The sequence below is a fragment of the Streptacidiphilus albus JL83 genome, assembly GCF_000744705.1.
Taxonomy (GTDB): Bacteria; Actinomycetota; Actinomycetes; order Streptomycetales; family Streptomycetaceae; genus Streptacidiphilus; species Streptacidiphilus albus.
This window is the reverse complement of record NZ_JQML01000001.1, coordinates 4,401,922-4,420,188: the sequence shown is the minus strand read 5'-3', so window position 1 is coordinate 4,420,188 and position 18,267 is coordinate 4,401,922. Positions and strand designations below refer to the sequence as shown.

Below are 18,267 nucleotides of genomic sequence, written 5' to 3'. Positions count from 1 at the left end.
CGATACGGCTCTTGCGTCTACTTCCCTTTCCCTGAAACCTTGTTGGAGCAACTGATGTCTCGCTCGCACCGCGCTGCCCCCGTGAACGTTGGGGACGACGACTCCCATCTGAAGTCCCTGGGGTACACGCCGGTCCTGGTTCGCCGGATGGGCTCCTTCGGGAACTTCGCCGTGTCCTTCTCCGTGATCTCGATCCTGTCCGGCTGCATGACGCTCTACGGATTCGGGATGACCACTGGCGGCCCCGCGGTGATGCTGTGGGGCTGGGCCGGGGTCGGCTTCATGGTCCTTTTGCTGGGCTTGGCGTTCGCGGAGGTCACCTCCGCGTATCCGACCTCCGGTGCCCTGTACTACCAGGCGCACACCCTTGGCGGGCCGAAGTGGGGCTGGTACACCGGCTGGCTCAATTTGCTCGGCTTGTTGGGCGCCATCGCCGGGATCGACTACGGGGCAAGCCAGTTCACCGGGGCGCTGTTGCAGATGCAGTTCTCCTTCACTCCGACGCCCGGGAAGCTGTTCCTGATCTTCGCCGTCATCCTGCTGCTGCACGCGCTGGTGAACCTGCGCGGTGTGAGGCTGGTCAGCGTGCTGAACGGCGTCTCGGTGGTCTGGCACTTGGCCGGGGTGGCCGTGATCGTCGGCGTGCTGGCCCTCGTGCCGGCCCACCACCAGTCCGCGGCGTTCGTCTTCACCCACTTCGTCAACCAGACGGGCTGGCACAACCCGGTCTACGTCGTGGGCATCGGCCTGCTGATGGCGCAGTACACCTTCAGCGGCTACGACGCCTCGGCGCACCTGTCCGAGGAGACGACGCGGGCGTCGGTGGCGGCACCGCGCGGGATCGTCCGCTCGATCTGGGTGTCCTGGATCGCCGGCCTGGTCCTGCTGGCCGGGCTCACCTTCGCCATCCAGAACTACGCCGGCACCGTCGGCACCGCGACCGGGGTGCCGCCCGCGCAGATCTTCCTGGACGCGCTCGGCCCGACCGGCGCGAAGCTGCTGATGCTGATCGTGATCGGCGCCCAGCTGTTCTGCGGCGCGGCCGAGGTCGCCGCCGCCTCCCGCATGGCGTTCGCCTTCTCCCGCGACGGCGCGCTGCCGGGCTCCGCATGGTGGCGCAAGGTCTCGCCGACCACCGCCACACCAGTGGCCGCGGTCTGGCTGTCGGTGGTGGCGGCGCTGGTGCTGACCCTGCCGGTGCTGTACTCCCCGACCGCGTACGCGGCGGTCACCTCCATCAACGTCATCGGCATCACCCCGGCGATCGCGATCCCGGTGTTTCTGCGGCTGCGCGCCGGGCGGCGGTTCAAGCCAGGTCCGTGGAACCTGGGCGGCTGGAGCAGGCCGATCGGCGTGGTGGCTGTGGTGTGGGTGGCCTGCGTGACGGTGCTGTTCTGCCTGCCGCAGGTCTCGCCCGTGACCCAGAACACGTTCAACTACGCCGGGGTGGTGCTCGTGCTGGTCCTGGTCGGCGCCGAGGTCAGCTTCCGCAAGAGCGGCCCGCGGTACAGCGTCCCGCGCGCCGACCGGGCGATGGCTGAGCTCGAAGCCGAGGTCGTGTGATGGCCACCGCACCGATGCCCCAGCCAGCGAGGGGCACCCGGCCCCACGGCAGGGTGACGCCGGTCCAGTTCCGTGAGGCGGTGCGGTTCGGCGATACGCGCCGGGTGCGGATCGCGACCATCGACCTCCAGGGCCGACTGCGCGGAAAGACCTTCCCGGCGTCCAGCGTGGTGGATCAACTGCTGGACGAAGTGATGCACATGGAGGGCTGCGGATACCTGCTGGCCACCGACCTGGGCATGGTGCCCGACGAAAGCTGGTGGCGAGACGGGTACCCGGACGTCGGTCTGGCCCCCGACCTGCGGTCGGCGCGGGTGGTGCCGTGGGTTCCGCACACGGTGCTGGTGCTCGCCGACCCGCTGGACGCCACGGGGCAACGCCTGCCGGTTGCCCCGGCCACGGTGCTGCGCGAGCAGATCGCCGCCCTGGCCGAGATCGGCCTGGAGCTACGGGTCGGTCTGGAGGCCGAGTTCGTGGTCTACCACGCCGAAGACGACGACCAGGCGCGGCAGCAGGGCGCGGGGGCACGCACCCGGCGGCCGGCGACCGGCCCGGGGCGGGACTACGCCTTCGACATACCGATGGAGGTGGCCCAGTTCACCGCCCGGCTGATGTCCTCACTGTCCTACGCCGACCTGCCGGTGGAGGCGATCAAGGCCGAGGGCGCGCCAGGCCAGCTGGAGGTCACCTTCCCGTACGGCGATGCGCTGGAGGCGTGCGAGCAGCACGTGCTGTTCAAGGAAGCGGCGCGCACGATCGCCGCCCGGCACGGCATGGCCGCGACCTTCATGGCGGCCCCCGACGACTCAACGGCCTCGGGACTGCATCTGCACCTGTCGCTGTGGCGCGAGGGCAAGCCCGTACTCGCTCACCCACAGTGGCCCGATGAACTGTCGCCGCTGGGCGAGCATGTGGTGGCCGGACTGCTCGATGCGCTCCCGGACCTGATGCCGTTCCTCGCCCCATACGTCAACTCCTACAAGCGGTACCGCGACCACAGCTTCGCGCCGACTCGGTTCGCCTGGGGCCGGGACAACCGCTCGTGTGCGGTGCGGGTGGTCGGGCACGGACCGGGCCTGCACCTGGAACTGCGACTGCCCGGAGCGGACGCCAACCCGTACCTGCTGGTCGCCGCAGCCGCGGCAGCCTCCCGGTGGGGGATCGAGTATCACCTGGCCCCGCCCGCGCCGGTATCCGGCGACGCCTACCGCGCGACCGCAGCTCCCCTGGTGCCGGTCTCGCTCGGCGAGGCTGTCGACACCTTCGAGAACAGCAGCCTCGCCGTCAAGCTGTTCGGCGAACAGGTCATCACCCACTACACGCTGGCGGCCGACGCCGAACTGCGGTTCCACGACCAGCACGTCAGTGACCTCGAAGTCGCGCGCGGATTCGACCAGGCATGACCTGGCCACCGCCAGCCACTCCTCCCTCCGACCCGACGCAGGAAGACCCGTTGAGATTTCACCAACCGTCCGCCGACGATTGCCTGCTCCTCGACCGGTACCCATCCCTGGCAGTCCTCGTAGCCGGGCCGCCCGGAACCGCTCACACCCTGGCGAGCACCTTGAGCGACGCCGAGCTGAGCCCAGTCACCGAACTGCTGGCCGTCACCGCCCCCGGCAGCGGACTTGGCGAGGACCCCGACGCGACGGTGACGCTCGGCCTGGGCCGCATCACCCTTGCACGGGCGGCCGTGACGCTGTTCGCCGTCCCGGACGAGGAACGGCTCTGGTTTCGCTGGGACGAGTTGCTGACCGCCGTCGACGCCGCCCTGGTAGTCGTAGACCCGCAAGTCCCCGGGTACTCCCTGGCCGCGACCGAATTCCTGCACCGGCGTGGCATCCCCCTGGCCGTGGTCATTGACCAGCCCGACACGTTACGGCCCGCCGCCACGGCCGCCGTCCGCCGCGCCCTGCACCTGACCGACCCGCGCATCCCCTTCATCACGGCCGCCATCGCCGAGCCCGCGGCTGCGCTGCGCTCCCTGATCACGCTCGTCGAACATGCCGAGGCCGCCGCCCCGGCCATCGCATTCCCGCAACCGAGGAGTTGAGCATGCACCCCGTCGACTACACCGGGCCCGCTCTGCTTGCAAGCCCGCACCTGATCGGGATCGGCGATGCGGGCATGCCGGGCCTGGCCCAGCTGCTGCGCGAGCGCGGCGCCCGCCTCACCGGGTGCGCCCACCCTCAGGACATCCCCGCGCACCTGGCGGATCTCGGGATCGGCGTCGTGCCTGGACACGACCGCGGTCACGTCCGCGCCGACATGTCCGCTCTCGTCTCGGCCGCGAACTCCCTGCCCCGCCAGGCGGAGACCACGCGGGCCCGCGAGATGTGCCTGCCGATCCTTGACCACACGGAAGCGCTCGGACTGCTGCTCGCCGCCACCCCGACCTCGATCGCAGTAGCGGGCAGCCACAGCACCACGCACACCGCCGGAGCGCTCACCCGCGCCCTTGGCTACCGCAATCCGGCATGGGCGCTGCTGACTCCGCCCGTCGGGCGACCGGCCGGGCACCACAGCGGCGGCGACCTGCTGATCGCCGAGCTCGGCCCAGAGGCCGACCCCGGCGAGTGCTGCGAGCCCACCCTGACCGTGATCACCGCGGTCACGGCGAATCCGCCCCACCACGACGACCACGAGACCGCGCTGGACGAGCTGGAAGCGCTGGCTCGCCGCAGCCAGATCGTCGTCCTCCCCACCTGGGACACCGGCTGCGCCCAACTCGCCCAACGTCTGGCCAAGCAGAAGCCGGGCCCACGCGTGGTGAGCGTCGGCCAAGGCCGCGGTAGCGACCTGCGGATCACCAAACTCGCCACGGACAAGAACGGCAGCACCCTGACGCTGCACCACTGGGACGGCAAGACCCACGCACTACGCCTGCTGCCACCCGGCCGCCACGCCGCCAAAGCCGCAGCCCTGGCCATGGCCGGCGCCCTCGCTCTCGACTCCGCAGCCAGCGATGTGGCACGCGGCCTGGAGCAGTACCGGGGTATCGAACGGTCCCTGACCGTCCTAGGTCGTCAGGAAGGCGTCACGGTGGTGGAATCCCTGGCTCGACACCCCGCTGAGATCGCCGACGACCTCACCGCCGCCCGCACCCTGGCGACCGGCCGGATCGTCGCCGTCTACGAGCCCTCCCACTGGTCCCGCACGAATGCCCAGGCCAGGGCCATCGGTGGTCAGTTGGCCACCGCTGACGAACTGGTCCTGCTGCCGCTGCACGACCGACGCCGAGCCGACACCCCCGACCTGTCTACCGGCACCGACGCGATGGCCCGCGCCGCCGCCGTCAGCGGCCTGGACAACCATGTCCACACCCTCGACCTGCCGGGAGACGACCTTCCTGCTGCTGGCATCGAGCATCTCCTCGTCAAACTCGCCCACCCCGGCGACACCGTCCTGCTGATCGGCACCGGTCACACCGTGCGACTCGGTCCCCGTCTGCTGTTCGCCCTCGGCGCGCCCGGTGTCCCGGTTCCGCAAGACCTATAGCCGCGCCCCCACGCGGTCCTACCCCAACGACCTTGAAGGACCCGACACGCATGACCGACCACGCCGACGAGACCCAGCCCGAAACGGCCCTGACCGGCTCAGCCGAAACCCAGACGATGCCTGTGAGGCAGCCCGGAGCTTGGAGGCCGGATGCCTGGCAGCCCGCCCAGCTTGCCGACACCGACGTGTTGTTCTTTGCGCCGCGCCTTCCCGTCCCCCGCCGACTCGGCAGTGGCCGGACCGGCGCCCGTCTCGCCGTCGATCGAACCGACGTTCGCACGATGGGGTGACAGCAAGCACGAGCGGCCCCACGGACGGTGCTTGCCCTGCCACCGTGGAACTGCACCTTGCCCTGCTCGATCCGTCCGGCACCCGCCCTTGGACAACCAGGAGACCAAGCGATGCTCAGTCTGCGTCAGGCCGTCAGCGTGATTGTTCACGACACCGCCGTCGACAAGGTCGTCACGATCCACTACGCGAACGCCGGTTGGGCGGCCGAGCCGACCTGGACCATTCCCGGCGGCAAGGCCGAGGTCACCGACCGGGCGCTGGACGAGGCCGCGGCCCGCGAACTTCGTGAGGAGACCGGCCTGGTGGTGGCCGCCGCTGACCTGCGGCTCGTACACACCATCCAGGTCAAGGCGGGCTGGGACGGTCAGGGCCCCTTCCTGCTGCACATCTTCGCCGCCACGACGTGGAGCGGTGAGCTGGTCAACGCAGAGCCCACCAAGCACCTCGCCGCCATCTGGACACCTACCGACAACCTGCCGATGCCGATGTTCCCGACCTCTTACGCCGCGCTGGTGGCCTACCTGAACGGCGGCCGCGGCTTCTCCACCCACGGCTTCGACGAGGGAGCTGACCCCCGCGCCCTGGTCCGCCGATGAACCGGCCAGGCGACATGACGTCCTCCGACTCCCGCACCCAGGGCGCCGCCACAGCACACGGCGACAGCGAGGAACTGCTGTTCGGCGGCCCGATGCGCTACGACTACGGCTGGGCGAAACACGAACTGGCCAGTGGCGGGCTCACGTTCTGGGCCATAGCCCGTCAGCTGCCCGGCATGCTCCGCCTGGCGAGCCGGATGTCCTGGCGGGCGGACCGAACCGCCCTGATCGTCCTACTGACGGCGGAGGTGCTGCGGGGCGTGGCCTCGGCGGTCGGCTTGCTGGCCACCAACCGGGCGTTGCGCGCCTTGCTGTCGGCTGGCACCGTTCACCACGCGCTGCACACCGCGCTGCCCGCCGTCCTGTTGGCCGGGGTGGTCGCGGGACTGTCAGCACTGATGGCCACCGCCTCCACCTGGGCGACCGGCCGCCTGGAGCCGGCCGTCTTCGAGCAGGCCACCGCCGACTTCCTGAAGATCGTCAGCCGCACCGAACTCGAAGCGATCGAGGACCCGGAGTTCTTGTCCGCCGTGGACTCCGCACGGTTCGGGGCGACCTCCGTCCAGCACTTGACAGGGCAGGCCACCACCCTGCTGACCTCCAGCTTCAGCCTCATATCCGTGGCTAGCGTGCTGTCCGTCCTGCACCCTGCGCTGCTGCCCATGCTGCTCCTGATCTGCGCGCCGCGCGGCTGGGGCGCCGTGCGCACCGCCCGGCGCCGCTACGCCTCGCGGCGGGCGTGGTTGCAGCACTCCCGGGCCGCCGCCCTCCTGGCGGACATGCTGGTGCACCCGTGGTCGGCCGCAGAACTGCGGGTCCACGCATCGGGCCCGTTCGTGCTGCGGCACTACGAGGCCATGGCAGCCGAGGCCGCGCACGAGCAGGCCCGTCTAGCTGGTGCCAAGGCCCGGACCGACGTCCTCACCGCGGCGCTGGCGGGCATGGCCCTGGTGGGGGCGTATGCGCTTCTCGGGGTCCTCGTGGCAGACGGATCTATGCCGCTCGCGGTGGCCGGCACAGCGGTCCTGGCGATCCGCAGCGGATCAGGCAGCATCAGCACCCTGGTGTCCCAGGTGAACAGCCTGTACGAGGACGCCCTGTTCGTCAGGGACCTGGACGCACTGCACCGCGAGGGCGCAGAGCGAGCCATCCCCACCGGCGGCACCGAACTGCCCCAGCGTCCTGCCGTCATCCGGGTGGAGGACGTCTCCTTCACCTACACCGGCCGCGACACTCCCGCGCTCGACAAGGTCAGTCTGGAGATCCCGCGCGGCACAGTCGTCGCGCTGGTAGGTGACAACGGCTCAGGCAAGAGCACCCTGGTCAACCTGCTGTCCGGCGTCTACCAGCCCCATGCAGGACGGATCTTGTGGGACGGGGTCGACATCGCCGGCGCCGACCGCGACCAGCTCTTCTCATCGGTCGCCCTGTTCGCCCAGAACTTCCAGCGCTGGCAGTTCACTGTTCTGGCCAATCTGCTGCTGGGTCGGCCCGAGCAGGATATCGGCCAGGAGCAGCTCGACGCCTCCGCCGCCTACGCCGACTTGACCAGTGTGATTGAGGGCCTGCGGCGGGGCTGGAACACGCTCGTCTACAAGGGCTTCGAGGGCGGGGTCAACCTGTCCGGCGGGCAGTGGCAGAAGGTGGCCCTCGCCCGCACCCACCTGCGGGTCACCACCTGCGATCCAAGCGGCCGATTGCCGCACCTAGTGATCGTGGACGAGCCCACCTCCGCCCTCGATGCCCGAGCGGAGGTCGAGGCGTTCGAGCGCATCCGCGAGCTGACGAACCTCGGTGCAACCGTGGTTCTGATCACCCACCGCCTGGCCGCCACCGCCAAGGCCGACCACATTTATGTGCTCGACCACGGCCGCCTGATTGAGCAGGGCACCCACGAGGAGCTGATGGCACAGCAGCCAACCACCCAGTACCGCGAGTCCTACCTGCTCCAAGCCCGGCAGTACCAGTTCGAAGTACCTCAGCAGGCCCGCGACAGCCGCCCGAGCTCTGCCATGTCCTGATCAGCCACACGGAAGGAATCCCCTTCGTGCGCACCAAGCACTCGCTCGCTGCCTTCCACTACTGCCCTGCGGTTGCGGAACTGGATCTCCACGCGATGGCAGAGACCGCTTCCTCCGAGGAACAGCTGTGATCCGCCCAGGTGAGCCGGCGGTCAGCGCACCCGGCGCCGCCGACACCGGGCGCTACGGCCTGTGGGCGGCAGCTGCGGTCCTGCTGCCCACCAGAGACGGCCGGTTGCTGCTGGTGCGCCTCGGTTACGACTCGGAGCGGCCGATCGGGCTGCCCGGCGGCGGGATCGAGAACGGAGAGAGTCCGAGGCAGGCCGCAGTGCGCGAAGTCCGGGAGGAGCTCGGCATCACCGTCGAGCTGACGGGCCTGGCCGGGGTCGACTGGGCGCTGCGCCGTGGCCGACCCCCTGTCGCCGCACTGCTGTATTGGGCCGCCCCGCTCTCCAGCGGGCAGCTGTCAGCAATCCGACTTCAGGAAGCGGAGATCACCGGGTACGGCTTCCTCGGTCCCGGCCAGGCCAGGGCGGCACTGCCGGAGCGGCTGTCGCGACGCGTGGCCGCCTGTCTTGCCGTCGGCACCGCCGGGTCGACGGTCGAGCTGGAGGACAGCTGGCCGACCGGCATGACCGCAGGACTGCTGTCCCGGGACGAGGTCCGCCAGCTGCCCGACGGCCAGCGGCAGGCCCAAGCCCTGATCCCCGACTCGGGCCGGCGCGGCAAGCTCCTCATGGAGCCAGCCACCTATGCCGCGACCCGGCACAGGATCATCGCCTCCGCCCGCCAGCTGTTCACCGACGCGCAGGGCCGGGTGCTCCTCGCGCGGTCGGCCGGGCCGGATCCGGACCACTGGCTGCTGCCCGGCGGCAAGGTAGAGCCGACCATCGAGATGCCCCGGCGGGCTGCTCGGCGCGAGATCGCCGAAGAGCTCGGCTTGGACCGCACGCCGGGCTCGCTCCTTGCCTTGGACTGGTCGAACCCGCCAGGCGAACGCCCCACGCGGCTCGCCTACATCTTCGACGGTGGCACCGTCACCGCTGACGAACTCACCAGGATCCGTCTTCAGGAGACAGAACTCGGCGAGTGGCGGATGTGCGGCCTCCCCGAGGCTGAGGAACTGCTGGCCCCCCAGTCCGCAGCCCGTGTGCGCGCCTGCCTGACCGCTCGTGTGGCTGGGACCGGACCGATCGAACTCCTCGAAGGCCGCTGCGTCCGAGGGAGCTGATGCGTCTGGATGCCGCCATGCAGCGCATGGAACCGCAGCCGGACGGGAAGGCCGACAGCGTGACGGAGACCTTGCCCCGGTGGGCGCGGCGGATCGCCGAGCAAGAGCTGGCGGCTACCCTGCCCAGGCGGTGGTCGCACTCCCAGGGGGTGGCGCGCCAGGCCGCGCTGCTGGCTGCGGTCGCCGGGCCGGACGATGGCCTGCTGGTCGCGGCTGCCGTGCTCCATGATGTCGGCTACGCACCCCGTCTGGCCCTGGCAGGCTTCCATCCCCTGGACGGAGCACGTTTCCTGCGTGACGAGCACCGCGCGGACCAGCGGCTGGTTCGGCTGGTGGCCAACCACTCGTTGGCTCTGCTGGAGGCTGAGGAACGCGGACTGCGCGGGCATCTGACACGGGAGTTCCCGATGCTCGACGACCAAGTGCTCGTGGATGCCCTGATCTTCTGCGACATGACCACGACCCCCGACGGGATGCCGACCAGTGCCCGGAACCGGGTCGCGGAGATCGTCGGCCGGTACGGGGCCGACACGCTGGTGGGCCGGTTCATCCAACGGGCCCGGCCGGAGATCGACGCTGCGGTGGCCCGCACCGAGATGCGGCTCGCCGCCGCAGGCAGTCAGCCCAGGCAGGGGTACTGGCCGCTCAGGTAGTGGCCGATCTGCTCGCGCATGCTCGGGTGGATGTCGTATTCGTCCAGGTCATCCGGCCTCACCCAGCGCACACCGTCGGCCTCGTCGTTGACGGTGGGGGTGCCGCTGATCGGACGGCCGATGTAGGCGACCTCGAACTGCTGGCGTGCTTCGCCGTTGCTGCTGTAGACGACGATATGCGCGGGGTTGGAGTAGACCCCCAAGAGACCGGTGACTTCGGCCTTGATGCCGGTCTCCTCCTCGCACTCGCGCACCGCGCAGTCGGCGGCGGACTCGCCGATGTCCTGCTTGCCGCCGGGCAGTGCCCACTGCCCGGTGTCGCGCCTGCGCTGGAGGAGGATCTCGCCGGCCGCGTTCTGCACCAGCAAGTTGCTAGCGGGTACAAGGGAGTTGGCCGCAGGTGCGGCGGGGTCGCCGTAGTACTCAGTCCTGCGTCCCATGCGGGGTGTTCTCCTCATCGTCATCTGCCCACGGTCTCGCGACGTTCCAGACCGCCTCGAAGCTCTGAGCGTATCCCTCGAACCAGCCGCTATCGTCGGTCTTCTGGAGGTGTAGCAGGGGGTTGGCACTCGCTGGGCGGCCCCAGACGTGGGGGTTGACGAGCAGGTCGTTGTCATAGCGGAACAGCGAGTTGTACAGGGTGGTGTCGTGGAGGCGGACCTCGCAGCCGGGCGTCGCCAGCAGCGGCCGGTAGTAGGTCAGGGAAGCGCGGACCTTCGCCGCGAGGGTGTCACCGATGCCCTCTTCCCGGCCTCTGATGGCCACGGCCTGGCCGTGCGGGTCGCCGAAGCACAGTCGGACCTGTACTCCTTCCGCTGCGCGCTGGGCGAGCATCGTGGCTATTCGCGGGTTCGACTGGGCGAAGAACGTGCCGCTGAAGACCAGGACGTCGAGTTGCGCTGCTGTTTCCAGCAGGAGGGAGAGCCATACCTCCCGGGGCACGCTGGCGCGATCAGGGTATGCGGCAACCAAGCCTGGCCCGCTGAGTGCGCCCGTTGCGCCGACCGTCGAGGGTGGCGGTGGCCAAAGGTACGTCGCGTCCATCTTGAGGTGGTTCGCGACGTTCCACTGATGGCGCTGCTGGGGGACGCGACCCGCTAACCACCGACCCACGGTCTTGGGGTCCACCGCACATAGGGCCGCAAGATCCTCGGGGGAGACCTGGCGCTGGGCGAGTGCGGAGCGCAGTCGGTCGTTCACATTGCATATCCAAGCGGACGGGGCGGGGACTCGCAAGGACGTCCGGGGACGCGGTGGAGCCGATGGGCAACGGATCTGCTGCCTACGCTGGTGGTATGCCGCTGATCATTCTGTGGGACATCGACCACACGCTCATCGACAACGCGGGTGTGAGCAAGGAGATCTACTCCGCCGCCTTCGAGACTGTGACTGGCCGAGCGCCCTCGGTGCCGCCGGTTACCGACGGGCAGACAGACCGAATGATCATGACCTCGCTGTTCTCGCGGCACCAGGTCCCGGCGCCGGACTGGGAGGCCGTGCGACAAGCACTGGAAGCGGCTGGGCGCGAGCGAGCTGAGGAGCTTCGCCGACGGGGCCACGAACTGGCCGGGGTGCGGGCGATACTCGCCGCCGTTGCTGAGGAGTCGGGCATCATATCCTCGGTGTTGACCGGCAACATCCGTGCCAACGCACACATGAAGCTAGCTGCTTTTGGCCTCGACTCTTTCGTGGACCTAGCGGTGGGTGCGTATGGCGAAGACCAGCTCGAACGCGCCGCGCTCGTCCCGATCGCCCGGCATCGTGTCCAGGTTGCCTACGGAGTCTCCACGGCCACGCCCGTCGTTGTGTTCGGTGATACGCCGCGGGACGTTGAGGCCGCGCTGACGAACGGCGCCCAAGTCGTCGCTGTCTCCACCGGGGTTCATACAGCTGCTGAACTACGCTCGGCCGGTGCCGATGCGGTGATTGCTGACCTGACGGGCACTGCTTCTCTTCTCGACCACCTCCGGCTGCTGGCCGATGCAGCTGGCTGACCATCCGGCGGAGCTGCTGGCCGTCTGGCCGTCCTGAGCGGAGAAGGCTGCTCGCCCGGAGGACGCCGCAGTCGCAGCCGACCAAGGCGAACCGATTGCGACAGCGGGCGGGTGATTCCCCCGTCCCCCTTCCGCGGCCAAGTATCCGGGGCCGGCCGCCCGCGTCAAGGGCGCTCCCTTCGGTCGCGTGGCACGCCACCGGCCTTCGGCCGACCCTTGACCCGGGCAGCCTCTCAGCCCCGGACCCATGGCAGCTATCAGGGGGACGGGGGAGGTGTGTATGGGCTGGTCAGGCGCGCCGCCGTACCTTCCGCCCGCCCATAAATGATCATGGAACCGACATGTGCGACGACTTTGAAGAGTTGACATAAAACCCTTGGTGCTATAGTATTGGTCTTGTTGGGAGGGGATGGCACCCCCGATCAACGGACAGAGACCACGCGCCTGTTGGAGGACATGTGACTACCGTTGTTGCCCCTGCGAAGCAGCTCATCGAGGACTTCGATCCGAACGAGCTGGTCTTCACGCGCAACGTCCGCCCGGTGGAGCTGGACGCCGAGTTCGTCGGCTCGATCAAAGAGAACGGCCTCTACCAGCCGGTCATCGCCGCGCCGCACGAGGATGGCTTCGCGATCATCCTCGGCAACCGGCGGGCGAAGGGCTCGATCGAGGCCGGGCGGAACGTTGACCTCATCGTCCGCAACGATCTGTCCGCCGAGGAGGCGCGCATCGTTGGACAGTTGGTCGAGAACCTCCACCGCATGGACATGCGGGCGAGCGAGATCGCCGACGCCTTCGCGCAACTGTCCATCGAACTCGGCCTCGATGACGAGCAGATCGCTACCCGGGTCGCTCAGGACCCGAAGAAGGTCCGAGCCTCGATCGCGCTGGCTGCGATGCCCAAGGCCGCCAGGTCCGCCGTGGACAAGGGCACCATGACGCTGGAGGACGCCGAGGCGATTGCCGAGTTCGAGGGCGACCCGAAGGCGTACAAGCGCCTGCTCGAAACGATTGCGAAGGGCGGGACGCTGAGCTGGGCTCTCCGGAAGGAGCGACAGAAAGCGGAACGGGCCGTGCTCCGGGAGGAGACCACGCGGGCCCTCAAGTCCGCTGGTGTCGTCATTGTCGGCGAACCGCGCGAGCTGAGCTGGGGCGGTTCCAAGGAGGTCCGGCTGTCCAATCTGGCCGACTCCGACGGAGTCGCACTGACCCCGGAGAACCACAAGTCGTGCCCCGGAAACGTCGCCTACTTCAACGAGTACCAGCCGGGCGATCTTAAGGCCACGTTCCTGTGTCGCGACCCCCACAAGTACGGGCACCAGGTGCCTTTCGGGTACCGCTTCCGCAGCGCGGCGCAGGAGGCCGCCATTGAAGCAGCGGAGCAGGCGGCCAACGAGCGCCGGGAAGCGCTGAAGATGGCCGCCGAGGTGCGGTGCGAGTTCATCCAGGAGCTGTGCCGTTCGAAGAAGGTGCCGAAGGGGATGACCCGGAAGGTCCTCGCAATGCTCTACCAGGCTGGAGCCGATGAGAGCGGCCCCGAGGCGCTGGAGTTCCTCCGCGTGCCGGGCGACGACGAGCGCGCTGATCGGTTCGGGCGGTTCATCGGACGGATGGCTGAGGCGCGGCTACCGCTGGTGCTGCTCGCGATGGTCGCCGCCCGTGGCGAGCGTGCAATGCAACACGTCGCCTTGGGCCACGGCAAGAAGTCCGCAGCAGTCGAGTGGCTGGAGTTCCTCATGGACTACGGCTACGACCTGACGGAGCCGGAGGCGGACCTGATCGCCTCGCTGCGAGCCAAGATCGCAGAGGCAGAAGCACGTGCGGCTGCCAAGGTGGCGGAGGAGGCGGAGGCCGCCAGGCAGGCGGCGGCCGAGGAGCCCGAGGAACAGGAGGGAGAGCAGGAGGACCAGGTGCCGGATGACGAGCACCTGGAGGACGAGGGCGAGAGCACGGGTGCGGAACTGGTGGACGAGCAGGACGCGGAGACCTTCCAGGAAGAGGACGACCCCGACGCCGAGGGTTCTGACGATCACCCGATCGCCGAGCTGATCAGGCACCTGGAGGCCGTAGCGGACGACGAGCCGGATGAGCTGAACGGCGAGGCGGGAGAGGGGGAGTGCGTGGTCGACTGGGAGGACCGCTACCCGGAGATCAGCGAGCCGATCGCGGCCTAGTCCAGGGGAGGGGCGACGCCCGTCCCGCCTTCCAGCTCAACGCCGGGGGTGTCCGATGGCACCGGACACCCCCGGCCCCACGACCACGTCACCCAGACCGGGAGAGTTCCGCGTGCACCTGTATCTCGCCACCACTGACCGCCGACCGCCCGCCGTCCGGACCGACCTTGCCGTGCACCTCGCTGGCCGCCATGAGGCCCGTGCCGTGCTGATCGCCCGGACCATCCTGCTGACCATGCCCTCCGCCCGGGTCCGCATTGCACACCCTCAGCCCGCCTACGAGGCGTACACCGCGTGGTCGGCCGCCGCCGACCAGGCCGATGCCCTGTTCGCGGGTGTCGAGACCGGGACGATCCCGGAGCCCGAGAGCCAGGTGTCGGGGCACGTCCGTCTGAACAACCCGGTGCGACCGGCGGCGGTGAACGCGCTCACCGGCGCGGCCAGCCCGACCGGAGCGCCGCAGCTGCGCGTCAGTCTCGGCGGCCTGCTGACCGTGGTCACCGACCTGCCCGCTTTTACCGACCAGCTCAACCTCTGGGCCACCGCCTACAAGCACGCCGCCTCGCACTGGAGCAACCTGCCCGCCGTCGAGGACCTCGCCGCCGGAGCCCTGCCCCACTTCGAGGACTTCGCGGGTCCGGCGATCGCGAAGGCGGCGGCGTGATGGACATCCGACCGACCGCCCCTCAGTACGTCACCCTCACCACCCCGGGCGGCTACGGCATGCATGCCACGATCACCCTGGACTGGGGACAGGGAGCCGCCCTGTACCGGATCGCGGAGCTGAAGGGCACTATCACGGTGGGGTGGGAGTCGGGGCACTACCACCATGACTGCTGCGACGGGGACTCCATGGAGATCACCTACGGCAAGCCCGAGCGGAGTCCGTTTATCCACCACTTCGAGGACTCGCCGACCGTCTTCGGCGTCCAACTCGCCGACCGGGCCAGCTTCCACGCCGAGGCGATGAAGCCCACCGGCCCCTGGTGGCTGGTGGTCCGGCGGGAGAGCGGCGGCACCTACGCGCCCGAGGCACCCGAGGGCACGCGGCGCAGGACCGCAGCCATCGTCTACACGATCACCCGGCACATGCTCTCCCGACCTTGGGCCGCCGAGCTGCGCCGTGCCCACGACCAGGAGCATGCCCCAGCGCGACACCGCCGCCACCAGGAAGCCATCCGAGAGATGGAGACCGAAGCGGCGGCGCTTCAGGAGAAGCTGAGCCGCGAGCGGGGCCGGGCGGCCGTACAAGCCGCCCTCATTGGCACCGGTAGCGCCGTCGCCAGCGTTACGCCGCTGGCCGATCCGGCGGACCTGCAACAGCTGCTCGCCGCCTGATCCTGCCGCCCGACCCGGGCGGCGCGCGGCATCGTGGGGGAGGGGGCATCGAGCCCCCTCCCCCACGCCCGCGACCACCGAGCGGGCCGGCCACCTGCCGCGCCCGCCCGGCCGTGCGCATCGCCCGCCCCCCTGGGAACAGGGCGCTCGCCACCGCACCCACGTAAGCTGATGTGAACGACTGCGCTCGCCGCCGTTAACCAAGGAGAATCGACGATGCACGACCCGACCACCCCCGAGGACCGCCGCCGAGCGGTCGGCTCCGCCTCCGCCTCCGTGCGAGCCGAGGGCCTCAGCACCACCGCGGCCTACGACGACGACGCCGCGGCCTACGTCGCCGGCCGGATCTCCGCCGACGAACTCGTTGCCCGCGCCGAGGCCCGCCACCGGGTTCCGGACGACCAGCAGCCGGCCGACTGACCATGGCCGACCCCTACGCCGACCCGGCGAGCGGAGTCCTGCGCAACCGCCTCGGCATCACCGACCCCCAAGCCCTCGCCGCAGCCGAGGCCGACATCACAGCGGCCAGGCTCACCCGGCTCGCCGAGCGGCCGATCCCGGGCAACTACGACCTCGCCCACCTCCAAGCGTTCCACCGCGAGATCTTCGGCAGCATCTACCCGTGGGCCGGGCAGACCCGTTCCATCGAGATCGCCAAGGACACCACGCAGTTCTGCCTCGTCCGGATGATCCCGGACTTCGCCGCCGACACCTTCGGGCGCCTCGCCCGGCGCCAGAACCACCTCCAGGGTCTCGACCGGGACAGCTTCCTCACCGGCCTCGCCGACCTCTACGGTGACGTCAACGCGCTGCACCCGTTCCGCGAAGGCAACGGCCGCACTCAGCGCGCGTTCCTCGGCCAGCTCGCGGCCGACGCCGGTCACCCCGTCGACTGGACCCGGCTCGACCCCGACCGCAACACCCTCGCGTCGATCGCCTCGTTCAACGGCAACGCCGGGCCGCTGCGCGCCATGCTGGCCGACCTCACCGAGCAGCAGCCCGCCCGGCCGACGAGTCCGGCCGCCAGGCCCCCGGTGCAAACCCCAGCACCGCTGATCCAGCCCCCGCCGCCGGTCCAGCCGGTCAACCGGCCGACCATCCGCCGCTGACCGCAGACACGCAGAAGGCCGGTGGACACACCCGCGAGCGGGTACCCCGAAGGGCGTTGGCACGCATCCACCGGCCAGAGACCACGGCACCCCCGCGAACGGAGGGGCAGCGGACCTCCAGGCTAAAGCACAGGCCGAGCCAGCGTGACCTCTCCACCGAAGGTGCCCAGCGTCCACCACCGCTGACTACGCTCACCCAAGCCCATCGAACCAAGGAGCGCCGTTGCCGTCGGACACCGAGAACCGCCCGGAGCCCCTGCTGGCCCTGGTCCGCAGGTCGAGGATCGCCCCGCAACCGGAACCCCTTCTCTTCTTCCCGGAGCCGGACGAGCACCGCGATGCCCCCGAACGCCCCGCCGTCGGCGACGAGCACAACCCCGAGTGCCAGCACGCCCAGCACCTCACGGCACACTGGCTTGTAGGTCGCCCCGGCCCCGACCAACGAACCGTGACCATGCCGATCTGCCCCGCTGTAGATGCGGATCTGTTCGACACCACGCGTAGCTTCTGATGATCGGTGTTCCCAGTGGCGGTGGTGGTGCCGCAGCCGGGGGCGGCGGGGAGCGGGCGCGCCTGCGGCGCGGCTGGCCTTTTTCCGGGCGCCCCGCTGCGCGGTTCCCCCGGCCCCCTGCGCGGCCCTGATTCTCCGGGGCCGGCCGCCCGCGTCAAGGGCGCTCCCTTCGGTCGCGTGGCTCGCCACCGGCCTTCGGCCGGCCCTTGACCCGGGCGGCCTCTCAGCCCCGGACCCCGGGCGCCTGTCAGGGGGACGGGGGAGGTGCGCCCTCGTAACTGACGGTCTGTCAGTCGGCTATCCGGCGTGAGGGGGCCACACCCCTCGGACTTGCCTAAAAACCCTCAATGCTATAGTATTGTTCTTGTTGGGAGGGGATGGTACCCCCGACCGACGAACGGAGACCACAGCACACCGGAGGCGGACATGGCGAACCCCCGCTACATCGCGTACTTCACCACCCCCTCCTCCGGCAGCACCGGCCCCGAGGCCCTCATGTCGATCCGCCAAGCGGCGGACCGGCTGCGGGCGCGGGCACGCGATCCCTACAGCGGCTGCAACGGGCAGTCCTGGGTCGACCTCTACGCGATCACTGACGGGCGCATGCTCGCCGACGCGGAAGAGATGGCCGGTGTGGGTGTGCCGTTCGACGGCGGTCCTGACGTCCGGATCGCCCTGGGCCCGCGCGGCGGCGCCCACATCGAGCGCTAAGAGGAGCAGCACCATGGCAGGCGAGACCAAGATCACCATCACGGGCAACCTCGCGGACGACCCCGTACTCAAGTACACGGACGGCGGCGCGGCGGTGGTCAACTTCACCGTGATCGCGAACGAGAAGACCTACGACGCCGCGAACCGGCGCTGGCGCGACGGTGACACCCTCTACATGCCGTGTGTGGCGTGGCGACAGTATGCCGAGAACATCGCTGAGTCGCTCACCAAGGGCACCCGCGTGCATGCCTCCGGCGCGCTCAAGCAGCGCGTTCAGCAGCCGAGCGACGGACCCCGCCGCGTCTACACCGAGCTGCTGATCGAAGAGATCGGCCCGACGCTCCGGTTCGCTTCGGCCACGATCACCAAGTCCGGCGGCCGAACGGCCGGCCAGCCGCCCGCTCAGCCGACCGGAGCCCCCGCGCAGCCGTGGTCGCCGCCTGCCCAGGGCTCGGCGCCCGCGCAGCAGTGGCCGCCCATGCCCACCACCCCGCCCGCCGTGAACGCCTGGTCGATCCCGGCCACGGCATGATCCGACCCGGGCGGGGCGCAACCGGCGCCCCGCCCGGCTCCCGCC

The 18,267-nt window shown here is 69.9% G+C and carries 20 protein-coding genes; 18 read left to right on the top strand and 2 right to left on the bottom strand.

The annotated features are described in order from the left end of the window. Positions 1 to 81: 81 nt before the first annotated feature. The 9 genes from BS75_RS19025 (at position 82) to BS75_RS18985 (ending at position 9,853) form a co-directional block, all read left to right on the top strand. Complete coding sequence (locus tag BS75_RS19025; RefSeq protein ID WP_034089109.1) at positions 82 to 1,563, top strand: amino acid permease; 1,482 nt, start codon at positions 82 to 84, stop codon at positions 1,561 to 1,563. Between the two features lie 53 nt (positions 1,564 to 1,616). Beyond that, positions 1,617 to 2,966 carry a glutamine synthetase family protein gene (locus tag BS75_RS19020; protein ID WP_034089108.1) on the top strand — a complete coding sequence of 450 codons (1,350 nt, stop codon included), beginning with the start codon at positions 1,617 to 1,619 and terminating at the stop codon, positions 2,964 to 2,966. A 161-nt stretch (positions 2,967 to 3,127) separates the two neighbouring features. After that, on the top strand, positions 3,128 to 3,616 hold the full coding sequence (locus tag BS75_RS19015) for a hypothetical protein (RefSeq protein WP_152645792.1): 489 nt from the start codon (positions 3,128 to 3,130) through the stop codon (positions 3,614 to 3,616). Positions 3,617 to 3,618: 2 nt separating this feature from the next. After that, complete coding sequence (locus BS75_RS19010; protein ID WP_034089106.1) at positions 3,619 to 5,061, top strand: glutamate ligase domain-containing protein; 1,443 nt, start codon at positions 3,619 to 3,621, stop codon at positions 5,059 to 5,061. Positions 5,062 to 5,111: 50 nt separating this feature from the next. Then, on the top strand, positions 5,112 to 5,351 hold the full coding sequence (locus BS75_RS19005) for a hypothetical protein (protein WP_034089105.1): 240 nt from the start codon (positions 5,112 to 5,114) through the stop codon (positions 5,349 to 5,351). Positions 5,352 to 5,462: 111 nt separating this feature from the next. Further along, complete coding sequence (locus BS75_RS19000) at positions 5,463 to 5,948, top strand: NUDIX domain-containing protein (protein WP_034089104.1); 486 nt, start codon at positions 5,463 to 5,465, stop codon at positions 5,946 to 5,948. Between the two features lie 14 nt (positions 5,949 to 5,962). Continuing rightward, complete coding sequence (locus tag BS75_RS18995) at positions 5,963 to 7,969, top strand: ABC transporter ATP-binding protein (RefSeq protein WP_042437609.1); 2,007 nt, start codon at positions 5,963 to 5,965, stop codon at positions 7,967 to 7,969. A gap of 127 nt (positions 7,970 to 8,096) precedes the next feature. Then, a complete protein-coding gene (locus BS75_RS46720; protein WP_052069538.1) occupies positions 8,097 to 9,200 on the top strand; it encodes an NUDIX domain-containing protein in 1,104 nt (367 codons plus the stop codon). 26 nt (positions 9,201 to 9,226) lie between these two features. After that, complete coding sequence (locus BS75_RS18985; RefSeq protein ID WP_042437628.1) at positions 9,227 to 9,853, top strand: HD domain-containing protein; 627 nt, start codon at positions 9,227 to 9,229, stop codon at positions 9,851 to 9,853. On the opposite strand, the gene BS75_RS18980 is transcribed toward BS75_RS18985, so the two are convergent. Continuing rightward, complete coding sequence (locus tag BS75_RS18980; protein ID WP_034089103.1) at positions 9,820 to 10,293, bottom strand: NUDIX hydrolase; 474 nt, start codon at positions 10,291 to 10,293, stop codon at positions 9,820 to 9,822. The genes BS75_RS18985 and BS75_RS18980 overlap by 34 nt on opposite strands. After that, a complete protein-coding gene (locus BS75_RS18975) occupies positions 10,277 to 10,795 on the bottom strand; it encodes a hypothetical protein (protein WP_408022544.1) in 519 nt (172 codons plus the stop codon). Before BS75_RS18975 ends, BS75_RS18980 begins: the two co-directional genes overlap by 17 nt. 353 nt (positions 10,796 to 11,148) lie before the next feature. Here BS75_RS18975 and BS75_RS18970 point away from each other — a divergent pair, with 353 nt between their 5' ends. The 9 genes from BS75_RS18970 to ssb all read left to right on the top strand — a co-directional run bounded on the left by BS75_RS18970 (position 11,149) and on the right by ssb (position 18,222). Next, entirely contained in the window at positions 11,149 to 11,847 is a 699-nt protein-coding gene (locus tag BS75_RS18970; protein WP_034089101.1) for an HAD family hydrolase, read from the top strand. Between the two features lie 458 nt (positions 11,848 to 12,305). Then, positions 12,306 to 14,021, top strand: a complete 1,716-nt coding sequence (locus tag BS75_RS18965; protein ID WP_034089100.1) for a ParB/RepB/Spo0J family partition protein — start codon at positions 12,306 to 12,308, stop codon at positions 14,019 to 14,021. Between the two features lie 112 nt (positions 14,022 to 14,133). Next, positions 14,134 to 14,685: a hypothetical protein gene (locus BS75_RS18960; RefSeq protein WP_034089099.1), complete on the top strand. Its 552-nt coding sequence runs from the start codon at positions 14,134 to 14,136 to the stop codon at positions 14,683 to 14,685. Further along, positions 14,685 to 15,359: a hypothetical protein gene (locus tag BS75_RS18955; RefSeq protein WP_152645793.1), complete on the top strand. Its 675-nt coding sequence runs from the start codon at positions 14,685 to 14,687 to the stop codon at positions 15,357 to 15,359. Before BS75_RS18960 ends, BS75_RS18955 begins: the two co-directional genes overlap by 1 nt. Positions 15,360 to 15,575: 216 nt before the next feature. Further along, the gene (locus BS75_RS18950) at positions 15,576 to 15,779 is read left to right on the top strand and encodes an antitoxin VbhA family protein (protein ID WP_034089097.1); all 204 of its coding nucleotides are present in this window, start codon (positions 15,576 to 15,578) and stop codon (positions 15,777 to 15,779) included. Between the two features lie 2 nt (positions 15,780 to 15,781). Beyond that, the gene (locus BS75_RS18945; protein WP_063771467.1) at positions 15,782 to 16,468 is read left to right on the top strand and encodes a Fic/DOC family protein; all 687 of its coding nucleotides are present in this window, start codon (positions 15,782 to 15,784) and stop codon (positions 16,466 to 16,468) included. Between the two features lie 223 nt (positions 16,469 to 16,691). Continuing rightward, positions 16,692 to 16,979, top strand: coding sequence for a hypothetical protein (locus BS75_RS18940; protein WP_034089096.1), 288 nt, complete (start codon positions 16,692 to 16,694; stop codon positions 16,977 to 16,979). A gap of 426 nt (positions 16,980 to 17,405) precedes the next feature. After that, on the top strand, positions 17,406 to 17,690 hold the full coding sequence (locus BS75_RS18935; protein WP_034089095.1) for a hypothetical protein: 285 nt from the start codon (positions 17,406 to 17,408) through the stop codon (positions 17,688 to 17,690). 13 nt (positions 17,691 to 17,703) lie between these two features. Then, positions 17,704 to 18,222, top strand: coding sequence for a single-stranded DNA-binding protein (ssb, locus tag BS75_RS18930; protein WP_052069537.1), 519 nt, complete (start codon positions 17,704 to 17,706; stop codon positions 18,220 to 18,222). Positions 18,223 to 18,267 lie beyond the last annotated feature (45 nt).